A 20,191-nucleotide genomic window follows, 5' to 3' on the forward strand; every position below is an offset into this window, starting at 1 on the left:
CAGTTTGTGGCTTGTGGTCGCATTACCCGGCAATCTCTCAGGAGCACGCCGTCAATGCCCCCGAGTGCGGAGCTCAGAACGTGCCCGGGTACAGCCCGCCGTCGGGCAGGATGTTCTGGCCGTTGATGTAGGCCGCATGCACGCTGCACAGGAAGGCACAGATGGCGCCGAACTCCTGCGGCGTGCCAAAGCGCTTGGCCGGTATCTGCGCTTCCTGCTGGGCCCGCACGGTGTCCACGGGTTGGCCGCTCTTGCTGGCCGCGCCCGCAATGGTGCCGCGCAGGCGGTCGGTGTCGAACTTGCCCGGCAGCAGGTTGTTGAGGGTCACGCCCCGGGCGGCGATGGCGCTGCGCGCCGCGCCAGCCACAAAACCGGTCAGCCCGCTGCGCGCGCCGTTGGACAGGCCCAGGATGTCGATGGGCGCCTTGACCGCGCTGCTGGTGATGTTGACGATGCGTCCGAACCCGCGCGCGGCCATGCCGTCCACGGTCGCCTTGATCAGCTCGATCGGGGTGAGCATGTTGGCGTCCACCGCGCGGATCCAGGCATCACGGTCCCAGTCGCGAAAGTCGCCCGGCGGTGGACCGCCGGCGTTGGTGACCACGATGTCGAAGTCGGTTCCCGGACCGCCGGGTGCGGCAAACACCGCAGCCCGGCCTTCGGGTGTGGTGATGTCTGCGGCCACGGCGACCACCTGCACGCCCGGCGCCGCACGGCGCAGACCGCTGGCCGCAGCCTCCAGCGTTTCGGCACCGCGAGCCACCATCACCACGTTCACGCCTTCGGCGGCCAGAGCGCTCGCACAACCCCAGCCAAGCCCTTTGCTGGCACCGCCCACCAGCGCCCATTTGCCTTTGATGCCCAGATCCATGATGCGGCCTCCTTGCCGTTCTTGACAGTCAGCGGCCCGCGGCCGGCCGGCCGAAACGGGTCACCAGAAACACCCCGGCCACCACCAGCACGGTGCCGGCCACGATCCACCCCGTGAAGGGTTCGTCCAGCAGCAGCACCCCCATGGCGATGGTCGACATGGGGCCGATCATGCCGGTCTGGGCCGTGAGCCCCGGACCGATGCGCTCGATGGCCATCATCACCATGACCACGGGTGCGAAAGTGCAGGCGGTGGCGTTCAGCAGCGACAGCCAGATGACCTCCGGCGCCACCTCCGCCGCCGACAGGGGCCGCAGCAGCACGAACTGCAGCAGGCACAGCACGCAGGCCACCACCGTGGCCAGGCTCACCAGCCGCATGGAGCCCAGGCGCTTGACCATTTCGCCGCTGTAGACCAGATAGATGGCATAGCTGATGGCGCTGCCGAACACCAGCAGTGCCCCCAGGGCCGCGTCGCGGCCCATGCCCGCCAGCGCCTCGTGCCCGAAGACCAGCAGCACACCCCCGTAACTGACCGCCATCGCCACGCCCTGCATGAGTCCGATGCGGCGCCGGTAGAGCACCCAGCCCAGCAGCAAGACCAGCGTGGGGTTGAGATAGAGAATCAGCCGCTCCAGGCTGGCGCTGATGTACTGCAGGCCCCAGAAATCGAGAAAACTCGCGAGGTAATAACCGGTCACGCCCAGACCGAGAATGCCCAGCCAGTCGCGCTGCGTCAAAGGTGCCAGCTTGGGCGTCTGGTGCCGCGTGGCCCACCAGGCCAGCCCGAGAAACAGCGGCAGCGCAAACAGCATGCGGTACATGATGAGGGTGACCGCATCGACCCCGTAGCGGTAGGCCAGCTTGACGATGATGGCCTTGCCGGAAAAGGCGATGGAACCGGCCGAAGCGAGCAGCAGACCGGAGGCGAGATGGGGGTGGGCAGCAGAGCCCGAAGGCGCGGAAGAGGCGGACATCCGACCGATTATCGGCAGCCCTCAACGTTTCCGCTGTCGTTTTCCGCGAGGGGCACCTTCGCCCTCAGTCTTTGGGCGAGGCCAGGCGCTGCGTGTCCACGATGCGGTAACTGCGCCCAACCCGGTCCATCGGCTCGATCAGGCTCTCGCGCACAAAGGCGTTCAGTGTGCGGCTGACGGTTTCGAGCTTGAGGTCGAGCATGGCCCCCATGTCCTCGCGCGAAAACAGATGCGCGGTCGAGGGGTCTTCCACCGATCGCATCTTGAGCAACAACCCCGCCACGCGCTGGCGCGCGGTGCCGAAGTTCAGCTCGGCCAGCCAGTCGTCGGCCTCCTTCAGGCTGCGGTGCCAGCGTTCCAGCAGGCGCTGGTGCAGGCGCGGTGTCTCGCGATCGAGACGCTGCACCACCTGCAGCGGCAGCCGGCACATGCGCGCTGCGGTCAGCGCCACCGCTTCGGCCTCGTAGGCCGACGACATCAGCGCTTCGAGCCCGATCACGTCGCCCGCGCGCAGCACCCGCACGATGCGCTGGCGCCCGTCGATGGTGTTGCGCACCAGCTTGATCATTCCCGAGCGCACGGAATAGAGCGACGTGGCGGTTTCGCCGATACGCACCACCGTCTGCCCGGGTGCGAACTCGAGGTCGTCGATGGGCGCGTGAATGAGGTTGAAGTCGTCGTCGTGCAGGTCGGCGAACAGCACGATGTCGCGAATGCCGCAGTTGCGGCAGTCGGCCGTGCCGCGCCAGGCGGAGTCGGTCCGGGCAGACGGGGTGTCGGGGGTGCGCTGGGGATCGTTCATGGCGCTCAACCCAAAACCGGCGGGGTACTCGCCAGCACTTCGTCCAGCGTGGTGCGCCCCTCGGCGACACGTGCGGCACCGCCCAGGCGCAGCGGTCGCATGCCGTCGGCCACCGCCTGCCGGCGCAGTGCTTCCAGCTTGGGTTCGCGGCTGACCTTGTCCTTGAACGCCTCGGTCACGACCAGCAGTTCGTACAGACCCATGCGGCCGCGGAAGCCCGTCATGCGGCAATCGACGCAGCCCACGGGGCGGAAGGGCTTGTAGCCGCCGCTGACCTGCCAGGGCTTGACCAGCTCTTCCAGCGCCGCCCGCGACGCGGCCTGGCTGGCCTCGTCCTCGCGTTCGCGGCAGGCCGGGCACAGGGTGCGCACCAGGCGCTGCGCCAGCACCCCCAGCACCGTGGCGTTGATCAGGTAGGGGGGCACGCCCAGTTCCATCAATCGCATGATGGCGCTGGGCGCGTCGTTGGTGTGCAGCGTGGTGAAGACCAGGTGGCCCGTCAGCGCGGCCTGCACGGCCATCTCGGCGGTGGCCAGGTCGCGGATTTCGCCGACCATGATGATGTCCGGGTCCTGACGCATCAGCGCGCGCAGGCCTTGCGCGAAATCGAGCTCCAGGTGCGGCTGCACCTGGGTCTGGTTGAAGGACGGCTCGATCATTTCGATCGGGTCCTCCACGGTCGAGACGTTCACCTCTTCCGTGGCCAGGCGCTTGAGCGTGGCGTACAGCGTGGTGGTCTTGCCCGAGCCCGTGGGGCCGGTCACCAGCACGATGCCGTGCGGCTGGCGCATGAGCTGTTCCCAGCGCTGCGCGTCGCTGGGCGGGAAGCCCAGCGCGGCCAGGTCCTTGGTGGTGGAGTCCGGGTCGAAAATGCGCATCACCAGCTTTTCGCCAAAAGCGGTCGGCAACGTCGACAGGCGCATTTCCACCTCGTCACCGCGCGCGCCATTGCGGCCCGGGCGCAGCGTTTTGATGCGGCCGTCCTGCGGCCGGCGGCGCTCGACCACGTCCATGCGGCCCAGCAGCTTGATGCGCGCGGTCATGGCGTTGAGCACGCTCATCGGCACCTGGTAGACGGGGTGCAACACACCGTCGATGCGGAAGCGGATCACGCCCTGCTCGCGGCGCGGCTCCAGATGGATGTCGCTCGCGCGCTGGTCAAAGGCGTACTGCCAGAGCCAGTCGACCACCTGCACCACGCCCTGGTCGTTGGCGTCGAGCTGCTTGTTGCTCTTGCCCAGCTCGACCAGTTGCTCGAAGCTGGCCATGGCGTTCTGGCCACCGCTCTTGCTGGCCGCACGCACCGACCTGGCCAGCGCAAAAAACTCGCCCGTGTAGCGTTTGATGTCTTCGGGGCTGGCCAGCGCCAGCCGCACGCTCTTGCGCGTCTGGCGCTCGACCTCGGGCACCCAGTCACGCACAAAGGGTTCGCTGGTCGCCACCGTCACCTCGGCCGGGCCCACCTGCACCGGCAGCACGTGGTGGCGCTCGGCGTAAGCGGCGCTCATCACGTCCGCCACCCGGGCCACGTCGACCTTGAGCGGGTCGATGCGCACATAGACCAGCCCGCAGCGCGGCGCCAGCCATTCGGTAAGTGCCTCGATGTCGAGCACCGTGCCATCAGGCCGGCACACACCCACCACGGCCAGCCGCTGCAACGGGTGCAACGTGCTCTGGGCCGACGCGCAGCGCGCCACCGTGCGCGCCGCCTCTTCGGCCGTGATCAGCGCGTCCTCTCGCATCCAGCCCACCAGGGTGCGCCAGTCCAGCGGACCGGTGGTCACGGCGCCGGTTTGCGCCGGCTCGGCAGATAGATTCGTCGTCATGCAGCCCCCTCGACCGGCTTGAAGATGCGCAGCCACTTCACCGCCGGCAGGCGCCAGCGTGACTGGATGACCTCGGCCCGCGCCAACAGTTCCATGCGGGAGGGCCGATCGGGCGTGCGCTGCGCCAGCACGATGGTGTTGCCTTCGCGCGTCGGGCGGAACGCCCAGACGGCCGTCTCGCCAAACGCCTGGGCAATGGCCTGCAGCGAACGGGCGAAGCTGGCGTCGCGCCCGAAGAGGTTGACCGTCATCACCCCGTCTTCGGTCAGCAACGCGCGGCAATCGGCATAGAACTCGGGGCTGTCCAGCACCGGCGCGGCGGCCTCGTGGTCGTACAGGTCCACCTGCAGCGCATCGATCCGGCCGGCATGGGCCGGGTTGCGGATCTCCAGGCCGGCGTCGGCCAGCAGCACCCGCAGCCGGGCGCCGTCGGGCGGCAGCTTGAACCAGGTGCGGCACACCGCGAGCACCTGCGGATTGATCTCGATGGCCGTGGTGTCCATGCGCAGCAGCTTGTGGTGGAACTTGGTCAGCGCGGCCGACCCCAGGCCGAGCTGCATGGCCCGGCGCCGGGGCACGCTGGCCGGGTCGACGAAGAGCAGCCAGGCCATCATGCGCTGCACGTATTCGAGTTCGATGGCGAACGGGTCGTCGATCAGCATCGACCCCTGGATCCATTCGGTGCCCAGGTGCAGGAACCGCACCTCGCCGTCTTCCGACACCGTCACCGGTGGCAGCGCATCCGGGGTGCGCGAAGGCGACCGGACACGGGAAGAAGGCGATACCGTTTTCGACATGAAAGACCCAGAAAGGCAACAAAACACCACAGATCAGCGCAATTTCACACGCAAACGCCCTGGGACCGAGGAGCTCGGCGCCACGGACAGCGGGCGCGCCAGATACTCCCCGGCATCGCTGAACAGCCACAAGGGCTCATTATGAACACGGAAGTGATCTGGAATTTTCTGACGACGCAGGGGGCCGACTTCGGCCTCAAGATCCTGGGCGCGATCGCGGCCTGGGTGATCGGCCGCTGGCTGATCGGGCTGGCCGTGCGCCTCATCGGCGGTGCGCTCGAAAGGGGCCGCAAGATCGACGCCACCCTGATCCAGTACCTCAAATCCATCATCTCGGTGGGTCTGACGCTGGTGCTGGTGCTGGCCATCCTGGACATCTTCGGCATCAAGACCACGTCGTTCGCCGCGTTGCTGGCCGGCGCGGGCCTGGCCATCGGTGCCGCCTGGAGCGGCATGCTGGGCAATTTCGCGGCGGGGCTGTTCCTGCAGGTGCTGCGCCCCTACAAGGTGGGCGACTTCATCAACGCAGGCGGTGTGACCGGCACGGTCAGGGAACTGGGCCTGTTCGCCACCACCATCCTGACCATGGACAACGTGCTGACCGTGGTGGGCAACAACAAGGTGTTCTCGGACAACATCCAGAACTACAGCGCCGAACCCTTCCGCCGCGTCGACTGCGTGGCCAAGGTGGCCAACGGCGTGGACGTACAGGACGCCATCGCGCGCCTGCGCCCGGTGATCGCCGCGATCGCCCATGTGCGCGATACGCCGGCTCCCGACATCGAAATCCTGCAGTTCACGCCCGAAGGCCCGCTGCTGTGCGTGCGCCCCTACACCCACACCGACCACTACTGGCAGGTGTACTTCGACACGCACAAGGCCATCGTGGCCACCTTCGGCGCCGCCGGTTACCCGGTGCCGGAAACCCCGGTGGCGCACCGCACGGTCTGACCGGCCCGGCGCCCGCTCCGTGCGGGCGCGCCGCTCAGCCCAGCAGCCCTGTCGCTTCGAACACCGCCTGCCAGGCCTGGCGCTTGCGCTCGAAGCTCCAGCTCGCGTTGGCCGGGCTGGTGGACGGCAGGCGGTACACCGGCAGGCCCAGCGCCCGGGTGTGCCGCGCGTGGCGGAAGCTTTCGCCGCCGTTGTGCGCAATGGCCTGCAGGCGCGGGCATTCGCGCTGCAGCCGGCCCCAGTCGTTGAGCTCGGCATGGCGGATGTCCGCATCCAGGCTGCCTTCGCGCTCGCAGGCGGCGTACACGTCCCAGATGCCCAGGCCGCGCGAGCGCACCGCGTCGAGCCGGTGTGCATAGGTCAGGGCCACCAGATCGGTGGCCCACAGCGCCGACAGGATCTTCCAGAACTGGTTCTGCGGGTGGCCGTAGTACTGCTGCGCGCGCAGCGAAGCCACGCCGGGAAAACTGCCCAACACCAGCAGACGGGTGTCCGGCCCAATGACCGGCGCCAGACCGACCAGGCGCGTCATGCGCCGCGCTCCGGCAAGGCCGCCAGGCGCGGCAGGGCGGCCAACGCATTGGCGGTGGTGGCCTGCGCCAGCGCCTCGGGCGCCATGGCACGCAACCCGGCCAGCACCGCCCCGATGCGCGGCAACTCGGCCGGGGTGTTCAGCCCCTGTGGCCGGCCAGCGGCACGTTCGGCGGCCGTGGCATAGAGCCACTGGGGCGGAATGTCGGGCGCATCGGTTTCGAGCACCAGCGCCTCCAGCGGCAGGGCCGCAGCCAGCGCCCGCAGGCGCAGGGCCGGCTCGAAGGTGGCCGCTCCGCCGAAACCGAGCCGGAAACCCAGTGCCAGAAAGGCCTGCGCCTGCGCCGGGCTGCCGTTGAACGCATGGGCAATGCCGCCGCCCGTGGGCAGCTCGCGAAGGTGCTTGAGCAGCCCGTCGACGCTGCGCCGGCAGTGCAGGATGACCGGCAGCCCATGCTTGCGCGCCAGTTTCAGTTGCGCGCGGTAGAAGCGTTCCTGGCGCGCCCGCATCGCGGGCTCGGTCAGCGCCGGCACAAAAAAATCGAGGCCGATCTCGCCCACGGCCACCAGCCGGGGATCGTCCCGGTACGCCGTCAGTTCAGCGTCCAGGGCGTCCAGGTCCTGCTCATCAGCTTGCGGCACGTAAAGGGGATGGATGCCGAGGGCATAGGCATCGCCCAGCTCGTGCGCCAGTTGCCGCACGGCGGCGAAGTGGCGGCGCTCGACCGCCGGGATCACGCAGCGCGACACGCCCAGCGCGCGCGCGGCTTCCCGCGCCTGCCGCGCCAGCGCATGGCCGTCGCCGAATTCGGGGGCATCCAGATGGCAGTGTGTGTCGATCCACATGGTCGGCAAGGCAAAGTGCGGCGGCGGCCGCTCCAGCGGGTTAAGCTCGGTCAGGCATTCTGCCCGGTTGCCCGGCCCCGCCAGCGTGTGGGGTTGACCCACCAGGCCCGTTCACGGAGGAAGATCATGAAGACCCGCACCCACCTGCTGCCCGCCCTGCTCGCCGCCGCCGCCCTGACGGCCTCCTGCGCCACCCCGCCGCCGGCATCGCTGGTGTGGGGCTCCGAATGGCAGTTGCAGGCGCTGGGCGATCAGCCCGTGCTGCACCGCCCCCTGGCCACGCTGAACTTTCCCGAACCGGGCCGGATCGCGGGCAACGGCTCGTGCAACCGCTTTTTCGGCAGCGCCAGCATTGACGGCGCCAATCTCCGGATCGAACAGACCGGCATGACGCGCATGGCCTGCGCCGAGCCCGTGAACGCCCAGGAAATGCGCTACATGAAGGCCCTGACAGCGGCCCAGCGCTTCGAGCTGCTGGGCGATGTGCTGCTGATCCACAGCAGCGCCCTGGACAAGCCCTTGCGCTTCGTGAAGCCGGGCATCCGGGACGAGTGACCCGCTGGCCTCCCAGGTGGAGGAGCGCCAGCCCCCCCGGCCCTGCCCGGGCGGTTCGCTGACCGGTTGCCGGCGTTCCTGGCCGTCAGGCCAGCACACCGGCCTTGAGGCGAAGCACCCGGCCGCAGCGGGCGGCCAGGCTCTCGTCGTGGGTCACCACCACGAAGGCCGTGCCCTGGTCGCGGGCCAGTTGCATCATCAGGTCGAACACCCCGTCGGCGGTGCCGCGGTCGAGGTTGCCCGTGGGCTCGTCGGCCAGCACGCAGGCCGGCCGGGTGACCAGCGCACGCGCGATCGCCACGCGTTGGCGCTCGCCTCCCGACAGCTCGGCCGGCCGGTGCGCCAGCCGGCTGGCCAGGCCCACACGGGCCAGCATGTCTTCGGCCTGACGCGCCGCCTCGGCGCGGTCGGTGCGACGGATCCACAGCGGCATGGCAACGTTGTCGCGCGCGCTGAACTCCGGCAGCAGATGGTGGAACTGGTAGACGAAACCCAGATGCTGGTTGCGCAGCGCGCCCTGCTGCGCCGCGTTCAAGTCCGACAGGCGCTGACCCTGGAGCTGCACAGAGCCGGTGGTCGGTGCGTCCAGCCCGCCCAGCACATGCAGCAGCGTGCTCTTGCCGGAGCCGGAGGCGCCAACGATGGCCACGGTTTCACCGCGGCGCACGGCCAGGTCCACGCCACCGAGCACGGTCACATCGAGCCGGCCTTCGGTAAAGCGCTTGGTCAGGCCCGTGGCCTGCAGAACGAGGTCATTCATGAAACAGAGCTTTCCTTCAGCGGAGCGGGGTACCGCCCGCCCTGCGACCGCGGCCGGCGACAGCCGCGACAGAACCTGACGGCCGGCATGCCGGCGCCTGGATGCCCGCCTTCGCGGGCATGACGGGCACACAACGCCCGTGCCCGGCAAAACGGCGGATCGAGGAGACAGACGATCCAGCAGCACCGAGCCGCCCCAAGGCAGGTGCAGCCCCCCCGAGGGGCAGCGACCCGCGCCAGCGGTGGAGCGTGGGGGCCAGACGATCCGGCGCCGGGCCGCCCCAAGCCGGATCAGCCCCCCCGGGGGGCAGCGACCCGCGCCAGCGGCGGAGCGTGGGGGTCTCATTCATACCGCAGCGCCTCGGCCGGGTTCACGCGGCTGGCGCGCCAGCTCGGGTACAGCGTAGCCACGAAGGCCAGTGCCAGCGAGATCAGCGCGATGGGCACGATGTCGCCCTGCTGCGGGTCGCTGGGCATGCGGCTGATGACATAGATGTCCTTGGGCAGGAAGCTGGCCCCCAGCAGGTGTTCGAGCGCCGGCACGATGGTGTCGATGTTGAACGCGATGCCCAGGCCCAGCAGCAGGCCCAGACCGGTGCCGATCACGCCCACAGCCGCGCCCTGCACCATGAAAATGCCCATGATGCTGCGCGGGCTGGCACCCAGGGTGCGCAGGATGGCGATGTCGGCGCGCTTGTCGGTCACGGTCATCACCAGCGTGGACACGAGGTTGAACGCCGCCACAGCCACGATCAGCGTGAGGATGATGAACATCATGCGTTTTTCGAGCTGCACGGCTGCGAACCAGGTGCGGTTCTGGCGCGTCCAGTCGCGCACCAGCAGGCCCGGGTCGAGCTTGGCAGCCAGCTCCAGCGCGACCTCGCGCGCCTCGTGCAGGTTGCGGATCTTCACGCGCACCCCGGTCGGCCCTTCCACGCGGAAGATGCGGGCCGCATCCTGCTCGTGCAGCAGGGCCAGCGCCGAGTCGTATTCGTAGTGGCCGGAATCGAAGGTGCCCACCACCGTCATCTGGCGGATGCGCGGAACCACGCCGGCCGGCGTGACCTGGCCGCTGGGAGCGATCAGCGTCACGCTGTCGCCCACGCCCACCCCCAGACTGCGCGCCAGCTCGCCACCCAGGATGACGCCGAATGCGCCCGGCACCAGCCGCGGCAGCACGGTCTGCGACAGGTCGGCCGCCAGCTCGGTGACCTGGGGCTCCTGCGCCGGGTCGATGCCGCGCACCATCGCGCCCTTCATGTCCTCGCCACGGGCGATCAGCGCCTGGGCGCCCACGAACGGGGCCGCGCCCACCACCGCGGGGTGGCTGCGCACGCGGGCCAGCACCTCATTCAGCTGCGGCACGGCCTGGCCGCCGGGTTCGAAGATCTCGATGTGCGAGAGCACCCCCAGCATGCGGTCGCGCACCTCTTTCTGGAAGCCGTTCATCACCGACAGCACGATGATGAGCGCCGCCACCCCCAGCGCGATGCCGAGCATGGAAATGAGCGAGATGAAGGAAATGAAGCCGTCCCGGCGGGACGCGCGGCCGGCGCGGGTATAGCGCCAGCCCAGAAGAAGTTCGTAAGGGGTTTGCATGAGCAGGTTCCAGCCGGGCGATTGTGGCATCCCCGACAATGCTGCTCTGACCGTCCGCCCACCTCTCCGGTTCCGTGATCCCCCACCTGCTCATTCCCCATGCCGCCGCCCGCGACCAGCACGACCAGTCCCTGTGGCCGGCGCAGGTGCCGCGCGAACTGCCCCACCTGAGCGCGCTGCTGCCCCTGATGTCGGTGGCCGAGCAGGTGGATGCCGGCCCCGAATGCCCGTCCATGCCCTACGAACTGGTGCTGGCCGCCCTGCTGGGCCTGCCGGCCAGCGAAGGCCAGATCCCCTGGGCCGCCCTGGAAACCCGCACCACCGGCCAGCCCTGCGGCTGGATCCGCCCCTGCCACCTGCAGGTCGGCAGCGACCAGGTCCGGCTGGGGGTCCCGGAACAGCTGGACCTGCAGGAAGCCGAGTCGCGCGCGCTGTTCGAAGCGGCCCAGCCCTACTTCGAAGAAGACGGCATCGCGCTGCGCTACGTCATGCCCCACGCCTGGCTGGCGATGGGGGAACCCCTGCGCGGGCTGACCACCTGGTCGCTGGACCGCCTGGCGGGCCGGCCCATCACGCCGGCGGTGCTGCATTTCAGCGGCCATCCCGAGGCCCTGCGCTGGCGCCGCCTGCAGAACGAGATGCAGATGCTGTTCTACGCCCACCGCGTGAACGACGACCGCCAGCAACGCCGCCTGCCGCTGATCAACGCCCTCTGGGTCACGGGCGCCGGCTTGCTGGAGGCCTTGCCACCACCGGCACCGCAGGTGCAGGTCGAAAACCGCCTGCAGGCCAGTGCCCTGGCGCTGGATGCCCGCGCCTACGTCGACGCCTGGCAGGCGGTCGACGGCGACAGCGTGGCCCGCCTGCTGGCCGAGGCCCGCCGCGGCACACCGGTCCGCCTCACCCTGGCGGGCGAGCAGCGCGCCATCACCCTGGTGGCCTCGCGCGCCTCGGCCTGGCAGCGCCTGACCCGCCTGTTCGCCTCCCGGCCTTCACTGGCCCTGCTGGACACGCTCTGAACGACACCGCATGAAGATCATCACCCGCGATGTACCCCCCCGCGCCGCCTGGGCGCTTGAACAGGGCGGCCTGCACCCGCTGCTGGCGCGCCTGTTCGCCGCGCGCGGCATCACCGACAAGGCCCAACTGGACGACGCGCTCGCCCTGCTGCTGCCGCCCGGCACCCTGCTCCATGCGCAGACCGCCGCCCGGCAACTGGCCGACGCCCTGCAGGCGGGCCAGCGCGTGTGCATCGTGGCCGACTACGACTGCGACGGTGCCACCGCGTGCGCGGTCGCCGTGCGTGGCCTGCGCCTGCTGGGTGCGCCGCTGGGCTGGGACCGCGTGGACTACCTCGTACCCGACCGCGTGACCGACGGCTACGGCCTCACGCCCGCCATCGCCGAGCGCGTGAAGCAGCGCGGCGCCGACTGGCTGGTGACCGTGGACAACGGCATCGCCAGCGTGGCCGGGGTGCAGGCGGCGCAGGCACTCGGCCTGCAGGTGCTGATCACCGACCACCACCTGCCCGCCGTGGTTGACGGCGCCATCACCCTGCCCACGGGCTGCACCATCGTCAACCCCAACCAGCCCGGCTGCGGCTTCGAGAGCAAGTCCATCGCCGGCGTGGGCGTGATGTTCTACGTGCTGCTGGCGCTGCGCGCGGAACTGCGCGAGCGCGGGGTGTTCGATGCCCGCCCCGCCGCCGGGCCGTCCCAAGGCGAGACCGCCCCTTCGGGGGGCAGCGAACCACGCGAAGCAGGAAGCGTGGGGGCGCGTGTTCTGCAGCCCAAGATCGACACCCTGCTGCCCCTGGTCGCGCTCGGCACCGTAGCCGACGTGGTGAAGCTCGACGCCAACAACCGCCGCCTGGTCGCGCAAGGCCTGCGCCGCATCCGCGCGGGCGCCATGCCCCCCGGCATGGCCGCGCTGTTCGCCGTGGCCGCCCGCCAGCCGGCCAAGGCCAGCAGCTTCGACTTCGGCTTCGCGCTGGGCCCGCGCCTGAACGCCGCAGGCCGCCTGGCCGACATGACACTGGGCATCGAGTGCCTGATCACCGACGATCCCGGCCGCGCCGACGAACTGGCGCGCACGCTCGACGGCATCAACCGCGACCGCAAGGCCATCGAGGGCGAGATGCGCGAACAGGCGCTGATGATCGTGGAAGAACTGTTCGACGAATCGGAGGAGCCGCCGCCGGCCATCACCGTGTTCGACCCCGACTTCCACGAAGGGGTGGTCGGCATCGTGGCCTCGCGCCTGAAGGACAAACTGCACCGGCCCACCTTCGTGTTCGCCGCCAGCGGCGCCGAAGGCAAGGAGCACGAACTCAAGGGTTCAGGCCGCTCCATTCCCGGCTTCCACCTGCGCGACGCGCTGGACCTCGTGGCCAAACGCCACCCGGGCGTGCTGCTGAAGTTCGGCGGCCACGCCATGGCCGCCGGCTGCACCATCAGCGAAGAGCACATCGACACCTTCGAGCAAGCCTTTGCCCAGGTCGCGCACGAATGGCTGGACGCGGCCACGCTGCAGCGCCGGCTCGAAGCCGATGGTGCGCTGGACAAACAGTACCGCCGCCCCGACCTGGTGGACACCCTGCACCAGGAGGTATGGGGCCAGGGTTTTGCGCCGCCCGTGTTCTGCGAAGAGGTGCAGGTGATCAGCCAGCGGCTGGTGGGCGAAAAGCACCTGTCGGTCAAGCTCAAGCACCAGGGCGACACGGTGGACGGCATCTGGTTCGGCCACACCGAACCGCTGCCCGAGCGCGTGAAGATCGCCTACCGGCTCGACGCGGACGAATGGCAGGGCCAGCGCCGCGTGCGCTTTCTGATCGAGGCGGCCGAAGGCTGAACGACTCAGCCCAGCAGGGCTTCGCGCACCGCCGCCAGTTGACGGCGGGAGATCGACAGGCGCTCGTCCACGCCATCGAGGCGCACTGCCCAGCCTTCGCCCTCGGTCGGGTCGTTGACCTTCTCGACCGCACGCACGCACCGGCGCGCAACCAGCGCATTGCGGTGCACGCGCACGAAGAGGTGGCCGTAGCGCTGTTCCAGGTCGCTCAGTGCGCCGTCGTAGATGTGCTCTTTGTCCGCGGTGCGCACCGTGATGTATTTGAGCTCGGCCTTGAGGTAGATCACATCGTCCAGGGGCACCCGCTCGCTGCGGCCACGCTCCTGGATCACCAGGCAATCCTGCGCCGACACCGCCGCCGGCACTTCCACGACCGAGCGCGCGCGCAGCACCTTCTGCAACGCCTGCTGCAGGCGCTCCAGCCGCACCGGCTTGGTCAGGTAATCGGCCGCCTCCAGATCGAAGGCTTCCACCGCGTGTTCGGCATGGGCGGTCACGAACACGACCGCAGGCGCCGGCGACACGCGCCGCAGATGGGCACCCAGCGCGATGCCGTCCATGCCCGGCATGTGCACGTCGAGCAGCACCAGGTCGGCCGGCTGCCGCTGCAACTGCTCCATCGCCTGCACGGCGTTGCCCGCTTCCGCGACGACCTCCGCACGCGGATCGGTGCAATCGCCCAGCAGGGTGCGCAGGCGGGACCGCGCCAGCGGTTCGTCGTCCACGATCAGTACCTTCAGTGTCATGGGTGCTCCGTCGCGAATGCCGTTGGTTCCCGTTTATACCGGGATTTCGAGGCGAACCTGAAACACACCGTCCACCATGCCGCTCTGGAAGCGCCCCTCCAGATCGTGCAGCAATTGCAGACGCTGCCGCACATTGTCCAGCGCCAGGCCGTTGCCGCGTGCGCCGCTGCCGGCGGGCACGGTGTTGGTCACCTTGATCACCACGACACCGGCGCGGCGTTCGGTGCGGATGCGCACCACGGCGCCCGTGGGACTGGGTTCGACCCCGTGCTTGACCGCGTTCTCCACCAGCGGCTGCAGGATCAGCGGCGGCAACCGGGCGCCGCTGGCGGTCTCGTCGATCTGCCACTCCACCTGCAGGCGGTCACCGAACCGCACCTGTTCGATTGCCAGGTAATGCCGCGCCAGTTCCAGCTCTTCGTCCAGGCGGCGGTTTTCGCCCCCATCCACCAGCGCATGGCGGAACAGCTCGCTGAGGTCTTCGAGCAGGCGCTCGGCCTTGGCCGGCTCTTCCCGCACCAGCGCGATGGCGCTGTTGAGCGAATTGAACAGAAAGTGTGGGCGGATGCGGGCCTGCAGCTCGGCCAGCCGCGCCGTGGCACCGGCCGGCATGCGTGCCCGCTCGCGCCACATCAGCGACGCCACCAGCACGGCCGATACCAGCGCCCCGGCCGCGGCGCTGCCCAGCCATGGCGCCGGACTGAGCATGCCCGTCCAGTAGAGCATGGCGCAGCCGTACAGGCCGGCCAGCGCACCCAGCGTGATCGCGACCGCCCACTGCAGGCGGCGCGGCAAGCGGTCCAGCGGGCGCTTGAGCGCGCACACCACCAGCAGCCAGATCACGGTGGACGGCTGCACCGCGCCCGTGAGCACCACCACCCCGCTGAACCACGCGGCCGCACCGCGCAGTTCGAACAGCGAAGCCACCAACACCACCGCCTGCACAAACAGCACCGTGCGCAGCACCACCCCCACCTGGCAGGTGTTGAACACCAGCGCGCGGGAGACGGCCGCCTCCCGGCTGGCGGTACCCGCCCGCGCACGGCGCGTGGACGTCGGCGGCAGTTCCTGGAAGGTCGATAAAATCCGGGAATCCTTCATGGGTCCTTCTGAGCGTGGGCCTGGCGCCGCACCCGCGACCCCGACTCCCTTTTCCTGACACAGCCTACCCGACCGGTGCACCGCGCCGGGCCTTGCCATGACCTCCAACCAACTCGACAAAAAAGCCGAAGCCTGGTCCGCCCTATTCTCGGAGCCCATGAGCGAGCTGGTCAAGCGCTACACCGCCAGCGTGTTCTTCGACAAACGCCTGTGGCTGGCCGACATCACCGGCAGTCTCGCCCACGCCGAGATGCTGGCGGCGCAGGGCATCATCGGCGCCGGTGACCTGGCCGACATTCAACGCGGCATGGCGCAGATCCGCAGCGAGATCGAGGCCGGCAGCTTCGAATGGAAGCTCGACCTCGAAGACGTGCACCTGAACATCGAGGCGCGCCTGACCCAACTGGTGGGCGACGCCGGCAAGCGCCTGCACACCGGCCGCAGCCGCAACGACCAGGTCGCCACCGACGTGCGCCTGTGGCTGCGCGACGAAATCGACCTCATCAGCGACCTGCTCAAGGAACTGCAGATCGCGCTGGTCGATGTGGCCGAACAGAACGTCGAAGTGATCCTGCCCGGCTTCACCCACCTGCAGGTGGCGCAGCCGGTGAGCTTTGCCCACCACCTGCTGGCCTACGTGGAAATGTTCGCCCGCGATGCCGAGCGCATGGCCGACGTGCGCCGCCGCACCAACCGCCTGCCGCTGGGCAGTGCCGCGCTGGCCGGCACCACCTACCCGCTGGACCGCGAGCGCGTGGCGAAGACCCTGGGCATGGTGGACGAGAACGGGTCCCCCGTGGTGTGCCAGAACAGCCTGGACGGCGTGAGCGACCGCGACTTCGCGATCGAGTTCACCGCCGCCGCCAGCCTGTGCATGGTGCACGTCAGCCGCTTCAGCGAAGAGCTGATCCTGTGGATGAGCCAGAACTTCGGCTTCGTGAAGATCGCCGACCGCTTCACCACCGGCTCGTCGATCATGCCCCAGAAGAAGAACCCCGACGTGCCCGAACTCGCGCGCGGCAAGACCGGCCGCGTGGTTGGCCACCTGATGGGCCTGATCACGCTGATGAAGGGCCAGCCGCTGGCCTACAACAAGGACAACCAGGAAGACAAGGAGCCGCTGTTCGATACCGTCGACACGCTCAAGGACACGCTGCGCATCTTTGCCGAGATGGTGGGCGGCCAGCTCAACCCCGCCACCGGCGCCAAGGAAGGCGGCATCACGGTCAATGCGGCCGCCATGGAAGCGGCGGCCAACAAGGGTTACGCCACCGCCACAGATCTGGCCGACTACCTGGTCAAGAAGGGCCTGCCCTTCCGCGACGCCCACGAAACCGTGGCCCACGCCGTCAAGGCGGCCACGTCGCACAACTGCGACCTGTCCGAACTGCCCCTGACCGTGCTGCAGGGCTTCCACCCGGACATCGGCAAAGACGTGTTCGACGTACTCAGCCTGCGCGGCAGCCTCAACGCCCGCAACACGCTGGGCGGCACCGCACCGGCCCAGGTGACGGCGCAGATCGTCCGCCACCGGACCCGGCTGGGCTGACACCGGCACCAGCAGGCGGCGCCCTCCGCATGCAGGAGTCCATCGATCTCGGCACCTTGCGCGTGGTGGTCGCAGCGGCCGACCACGGATCGATCAGTGCCGCCAGCGAGCGCCTGCAGCTCGCGGTGGCCGCCGCCAGTTCGCGCATCACCGCGCTTGAAGAGTCGCTCGGGTTCCGCATCTTCGAACGCTCCTCGCGGGGGGTGCAGCTCACCCCCGCCGGGCAGATGCTGGTGCAGCGCGCACGCGCCCTGTTGACCGACGCCGACCGGCTGGCCCAGCACCTTCAGGGCTACAGCCAGGGGCTGCAAGGCCAGGTGCGTGTGCTGGCCAACACCTCGGCGCTGCTGGAAGTGCTGCCCCAGCGCCTGCAGCGCTTCATGACCGAACACCCGCTGATCCGCATCGACATCGAGGAACGCGGCAGCCCCGAGATCCCGCTGGCGCTGATCGAAGGGCGCGCCGATTTCGGCGTGGTCGACCTGCCAGTGCCTCCGGCGGGCCTTGCGTTCACCCCGTTCTTCCACGACACCCTGGTGCTGCTGGCACCGGCCACGCACCCGCTCGCGCAGCGTCGCCGCCTGCGCCTGGCCGACGCGCTGGACGAGCCGTTCATCACGCTCAGCGGCGGCACCGCACTGTCCAACCGGCTGATGGCCTCGGCCGCCGAAGTCGGTCGCCCGCTGAACGTGCGCATGCGCATGCGGGGGTTTGACGCCGTCTGCCGCATGGTCGCGGCCGGTCTGGGCGTCGGCGTGCTGCCGCTGGAAGCGATTGCCCCGCAACTGGCGCACCTGCCCGTGACGGCCATCCCGCTGGCCGATGCCTGGGCCCAGCGCCAGCACAGCCTGGCCACCCGTGCCGGCGTGCCGCTGTCGCCCGCCGCCGCCACGCTGCTGCAGGCCCTCACGCGCTGAGCGGCTGGCTTTCGCGTTTGGCGAAAGCGGCCTTTGGCAGAGGTCATTGCCCCGCCCGCCGGGGGCTTCCTACACTGCGCCGTCCCCCTTCCCAACCACCCGCCGCCCCCACGCGGCGCAGGAGACCCCATGAAGATTGCCCGCGTCTGGGCCACGCCGTTGCACCTGCCCGTGGAAGTGAATGCCACCGGCCGGACCAAGACCACCAGCCTGTCCGTCTGCCTCGTCTCGGTCGAAACCGACACCGGTCTGGTCGGCACCGGCATGACCGCCATCACCGAAGAGGAGGTCATCGGCAGCATCGTCAACGACATCGCCGCCCACCACCTGGTGGGGCTGGACCCGTTGCGCCACGAGCAGATCTGGGAGCGCCTGTACTGGCTGCTCACGCCCCGCGGGCAGTCGGGCTATGCGAGCCACGCCATCGCCGCCATCGACCTGGCGCTGTGGGACCTCAAGGGCCAGGCGCTGGGCCAGCCCTGCTGGCGCCTGCTCGGCGGCGCGCGCGCCGAAGTCCCGGTGTACGCGACCTTCGGTTTTGCCTTTTTCGACCGCGACGAGCTCGCTGCGGCCGCGCTCGACTGGGTGGGCCGCGGTTTCACGCGCCTGAAAATGACCGTCGGCCACCACGCGCTGCAGCGGCGCGACGAGCCCCGGCCGCTCGACGCGGTGATCGCGGAGGACGTGCAGCGCATCCGCGCCGTGCGCGAGGCGGTCGGGCCCGACGTGCAGCTCTACATCGACGCCAACTGCAGCCTGGACTACTTCCACGCGCTGAGCCTGGCCCGCCAGGTCGAGCCCTATGGCATCAGCTTCTTCGAAGAACCGGTGTCGCACAACGACATCCCCAACCTGGTGAAGCTGCGCGGCAAAACCGATATCCCCCTGGCCGCCGGGCAGAACGAGGGCCTGGCCACCCGGTTCCGCGACATGCTGGTGGCCCAGGCGGTCGACGTGGTGCAGCCCAACGCCTGCATCAGCGGCGGGTTCACCCAGTGCACCCGCATCGCCGGCATGGCCGCTGCCTTCAACACCCGTTTTGCCAACGGCGGCGCCTGGCCCCACCACAACATGCACCTGCACGCGGGGCTGGCCAACGGCTCGCTCGTGGAATACCACTCGGTGGCCGTGCAGTGCTGCGAACTGGTGTTCGACAACCTGCCCAAACCCGTGGCAGGCACGCTCCACCTGAGCGAGCAGCCCGGGCTGGGTTTCCGACCCGACCCCGGGCGGCTCGCCGAACTGGCACGACGACCAGGGTCGCGGGGGGCGGGCAAAGCCTGACCTGCCGCCGCCCTGCCACGATCACGACAACAAACACCGGAGACAAGCATGCACAACCCCCAGCCCCCCTTCTCGGCGGACCGCCGCCACGCCCTGATCACCGCCTTGCTGGCCGCCGTGGGCAGCGCCACCACGCCCCTGGCCTGGTCACAGGACTGGCCCAGCCGCCCGGTGCGGCTGGTCGTCGGCTACTCGGCCGGCGGCGGCGTCGACGCCATGGCGCGCCTGGTCGCGCCGCGCCTGTCGGAGCTGCTGGGCCAGCAGGTGATCGTGGAAAACCGCACCGGCGCTGCCGGCCTGATCGCGGGCGACACCGTCGCGCGCGCCGCGCCGGATGGCTACACGCTGATGCTCGGCGACAGCTCGCTGCTCATCGCCCAGCACCTGCAGTCGCGCATGAGCTTCGATCCGCTCAAGGCCTTCACCCCGGTGGCCAGCCTGTTCACGCTGCCGCTGATCATCGTCACCCACAACGACTTTCCGGCCCGGACGCCGGCCGAATTTGTCGCCACCCTGAAAAAGAACCCGGGCCGCTATTCGTACGCCACCTCCGGCGTGGGCACCGTGCACCACCTCGGTTTCGAAATGCTCAAGGGCCGCACGGGCTCCTTCGTGCTGCACATCCCGTACCGGGGCGCCTCGCAGATCGTGCCCGACGTGATGAGCGGCCAGGTGCCCATCGGCGTGGTCAGCGCGGCCTCGGCCATCGCCCAGGCACGGGCCGGCCGGCTGCGGGCCCTGGCGGTGATGAACCCGGTCAGGCTGTCCGGCGGCGAAGACATTCCCCCGCTGTCCGACGCGGTGCCGGGCTTCTCCGCCGTGCCACGGCTGTACGTGCTGGCCCCGACCGGCACACCCGCACCCATCGTCGAGCGGCTGAGCGAATCGCTGCGCAAAGTCATGGCCGCCCCCGACATCGCGCAGGTCGCGGCCCAGCAGGGTGCCGTGCCGGCCTACATGCCGGCCGCGGCCCTGGCCACCGACCTGGGGCGCGAATCGGCCGAATGGGGCAAGGTCATCCGCGAACAGAAGATTTCCGCGCAATGAGCGCGTGCCACCCGGTGCCCGGCCACCAGCGGGAGAGCCCCCCATGCCCGTGATGACGAACATCGAAGACCTGCGCCGCCTGGCCCAGAAACGCGTGCCGCGCATGTTCTACGACTACGCCGACTCCGGCTCCTGGACCGAAAGCACCTACCGCGCCAACGAGAGCGACTTCCAGCAGATCAAG

The 20,191-nt window shown here is 69.6% G+C and carries 19 protein-coding genes and 1 pseudogene; 9 read left to right on the top strand and 11 right to left on the bottom strand.

The annotated features are described in order from the left end of the window. Positions 1-73: 73 nt before the first annotated feature. The 5 genes from QQK43_RS05605 to QQK43_RS05625 form a co-directional block, all read right to left on the bottom strand. Positions 74-871, bottom strand: a complete 798-nt coding sequence (locus tag QQK43_RS05605) for an SDR family oxidoreductase (protein WP_234267334.1) — start codon at positions 869-871, stop codon at positions 74-76. Positions 872-899: 28 nt separating this feature from the next. After that, on the bottom strand, positions 900-1,847 hold the full coding sequence (locus QQK43_RS05610) for a DMT family transporter (protein WP_284307019.1): 948 nt from the start codon (positions 1,845-1,847) through the stop codon (positions 900-902). A gap of 64 nt (positions 1,848-1,911) precedes the next feature. Next, complete coding sequence (locus tag QQK43_RS05615) at positions 1,912-2,649, bottom strand: Crp/Fnr family transcriptional regulator (RefSeq protein WP_284307020.1); 738 nt, start codon at positions 2,647-2,649, stop codon at positions 1,912-1,914. 5 nt (positions 2,650-2,654) lie between these two features. Beyond that, positions 2,655-4,475 carry a type IV pilus assembly ATPase TfpB gene (gene tfpB, locus QQK43_RS05620; RefSeq protein WP_284307021.1) on the bottom strand — a complete coding sequence of 607 codons (1,821 nt, stop codon included), beginning with the start codon at positions 4,473-4,475 and terminating at the stop codon, positions 2,655-2,657. Beyond that, positions 4,472-5,272, bottom strand: coding sequence for a class I SAM-dependent methyltransferase (locus tag QQK43_RS05625; RefSeq protein WP_284307022.1), 801 nt, complete (start codon positions 5,270-5,272; stop codon positions 4,472-4,474). The genes tfpB and QQK43_RS05625 overlap by 4 nt, the downstream gene beginning before the upstream one ends. Positions 5,273-5,413: 141 nt before the next feature. Between QQK43_RS05625 and QQK43_RS05630 the strand changes: the two genes are divergently transcribed. After that, on the top strand, positions 5,414-6,223 hold the full coding sequence (locus QQK43_RS05630) for a mechanosensitive ion channel family protein (RefSeq protein ID WP_234267340.1): 810 nt from the start codon (positions 5,414-5,416) through the stop codon (positions 6,221-6,223). Between the two features lie 34 nt (positions 6,224-6,257). Here the strand turns inward: QQK43_RS05630 and QQK43_RS05635 are convergent, their stop codons facing one another. Both QQK43_RS05635 and QQK43_RS05640 read right to left on the bottom strand, forming a co-directional pair. Next, positions 6,258-6,755 carry a DNA-deoxyinosine glycosylase gene (locus tag QQK43_RS05635; protein ID WP_234267341.1) on the bottom strand — a complete coding sequence of 166 codons (498 nt, stop codon included), beginning with the start codon at positions 6,753-6,755 and terminating at the stop codon, positions 6,258-6,260. Continuing rightward, a complete protein-coding gene (locus QQK43_RS05640) occupies positions 6,752-7,600 on the bottom strand; it encodes a TatD family hydrolase (protein ID WP_234267342.1) in 849 nt (282 codons plus the stop codon). Before QQK43_RS05640 ends, QQK43_RS05635 begins: the two co-directional genes overlap by 4 nt. 126 nt (positions 7,601-7,726) lie before the next feature. Here QQK43_RS05640 and QQK43_RS05645 point away from each other — a divergent pair, with 126 nt between their 5' ends. After that, positions 7,727-8,155 (top strand): META domain-containing protein, encoded by a 429-nt coding sequence (locus QQK43_RS05645; protein ID WP_284307023.1) that lies wholly within the window; start codon positions 7,727-7,729, stop codon positions 8,153-8,155. A gap of 85 nt (positions 8,156-8,240) precedes the next feature. On the opposite strand, the gene lolD is transcribed toward QQK43_RS05645, so the two are convergent. Then, positions 8,241-8,915, bottom strand: coding sequence for a lipoprotein-releasing ABC transporter ATP-binding protein LolD (gene lolD / locus QQK43_RS05650; RefSeq protein ID WP_234267344.1), 675 nt, complete (start codon positions 8,913-8,915; stop codon positions 8,241-8,243). Positions 8,916-9,256: 341 nt separating this feature from the next. Beyond that, positions 9,257-10,513 carry a lipoprotein-releasing ABC transporter permease subunit gene (locus QQK43_RS05655; protein WP_234267345.1) on the bottom strand — a complete coding sequence of 419 codons (1,257 nt, stop codon included), beginning with the start codon at positions 10,511-10,513 and terminating at the stop codon, positions 9,257-9,259. Positions 10,514-10,587: 74 nt separating this feature from the next. Here QQK43_RS05655 and QQK43_RS05660 point away from each other — a divergent pair, with 74 nt between their 5' ends. Beyond that, complete coding sequence (locus QQK43_RS05660) at positions 10,588-11,532, top strand: hypothetical protein (RefSeq protein ID WP_284307024.1); 945 nt, start codon at positions 10,588-10,590, stop codon at positions 11,530-11,532. Positions 11,533-11,542: 10 nt separating this feature from the next. Further along, entirely contained in the window at positions 11,543-13,363 is a 1,821-nt protein-coding gene (recJ, locus tag QQK43_RS05665) for a single-stranded-DNA-specific exonuclease RecJ (RefSeq protein ID WP_284307025.1), read from the top strand. A gap of 5 nt (positions 13,364-13,368) precedes the next feature. Here recJ and QQK43_RS05670 read toward each other — a convergent pair whose 3' ends face one another. Both QQK43_RS05670 and QQK43_RS05675 read right to left on the bottom strand, forming a co-directional pair. Further along, positions 13,369-14,109 carry a LytR/AlgR family response regulator transcription factor gene (locus tag QQK43_RS05670; RefSeq protein ID WP_284307026.1) on the bottom strand — a complete coding sequence of 247 codons (741 nt, stop codon included), beginning with the start codon at positions 14,107-14,109 and terminating at the stop codon, positions 13,369-13,371. Between the two features lie 33 nt (positions 14,110-14,142). Further along, positions 14,143-15,210, bottom strand: coding sequence for a sensor histidine kinase (locus QQK43_RS05675; protein ID WP_284307027.1), 1,068 nt, complete (start codon positions 15,208-15,210; stop codon positions 14,143-14,145). A 97-nt stretch (positions 15,211-15,307) separates the two neighbouring features. On the opposite strand from QQK43_RS05675, the gene argH reads away from it, so the two are divergent. From argH to QQK43_RS05700, 5 genes and pseudogenes are all read left to right on the top strand, one after another. Next, complete coding sequence (gene argH / locus QQK43_RS05680) at positions 15,308-16,759, top strand: argininosuccinate lyase (protein ID WP_284307028.1); 1,452 nt, start codon at positions 15,308-15,310, stop codon at positions 16,757-16,759. Between the two features lie 29 nt (positions 16,760-16,788). Then, the gene (locus QQK43_RS05685) at positions 16,789-17,676 is read left to right on the top strand and encodes a LysR family transcriptional regulator (protein ID WP_284307029.1); all 888 of its coding nucleotides are present in this window, start codon (positions 16,789-16,791) and stop codon (positions 17,674-17,676) included. Positions 17,677-17,805: 129 nt separating this feature from the next. Next, positions 17,806-18,960 carry a mandelate racemase/muconate lactonizing enzyme family protein gene (locus tag QQK43_RS05690; RefSeq protein WP_234267352.1) on the top strand — a complete coding sequence of 385 codons (1,155 nt, stop codon included), beginning with the start codon at positions 17,806-17,808 and terminating at the stop codon, positions 18,958-18,960. Between the two features lie 48 nt (positions 18,961-19,008). Beyond that, complete coding sequence (locus QQK43_RS05695) at positions 19,009-20,007, top strand: Bug family tripartite tricarboxylate transporter substrate binding protein (protein WP_284307030.1); 999 nt, start codon at positions 19,009-19,011, stop codon at positions 20,005-20,007. A 43-nt stretch (positions 20,008-20,050) separates the two neighbouring features. Further along, a pseudogene (locus QQK43_RS05700) lies at positions 20,051-20,191 on the top strand (L-lactate dehydrogenase); the annotation flags it as partial.

The organism is Hydrogenophaga electricum (genome assembly GCF_030160815.1).
GTDB lineage: Bacteria > Pseudomonadota > Gammaproteobacteria > Burkholderiales > Burkholderiaceae_C > Hydrogenophaga > Hydrogenophaga electricum.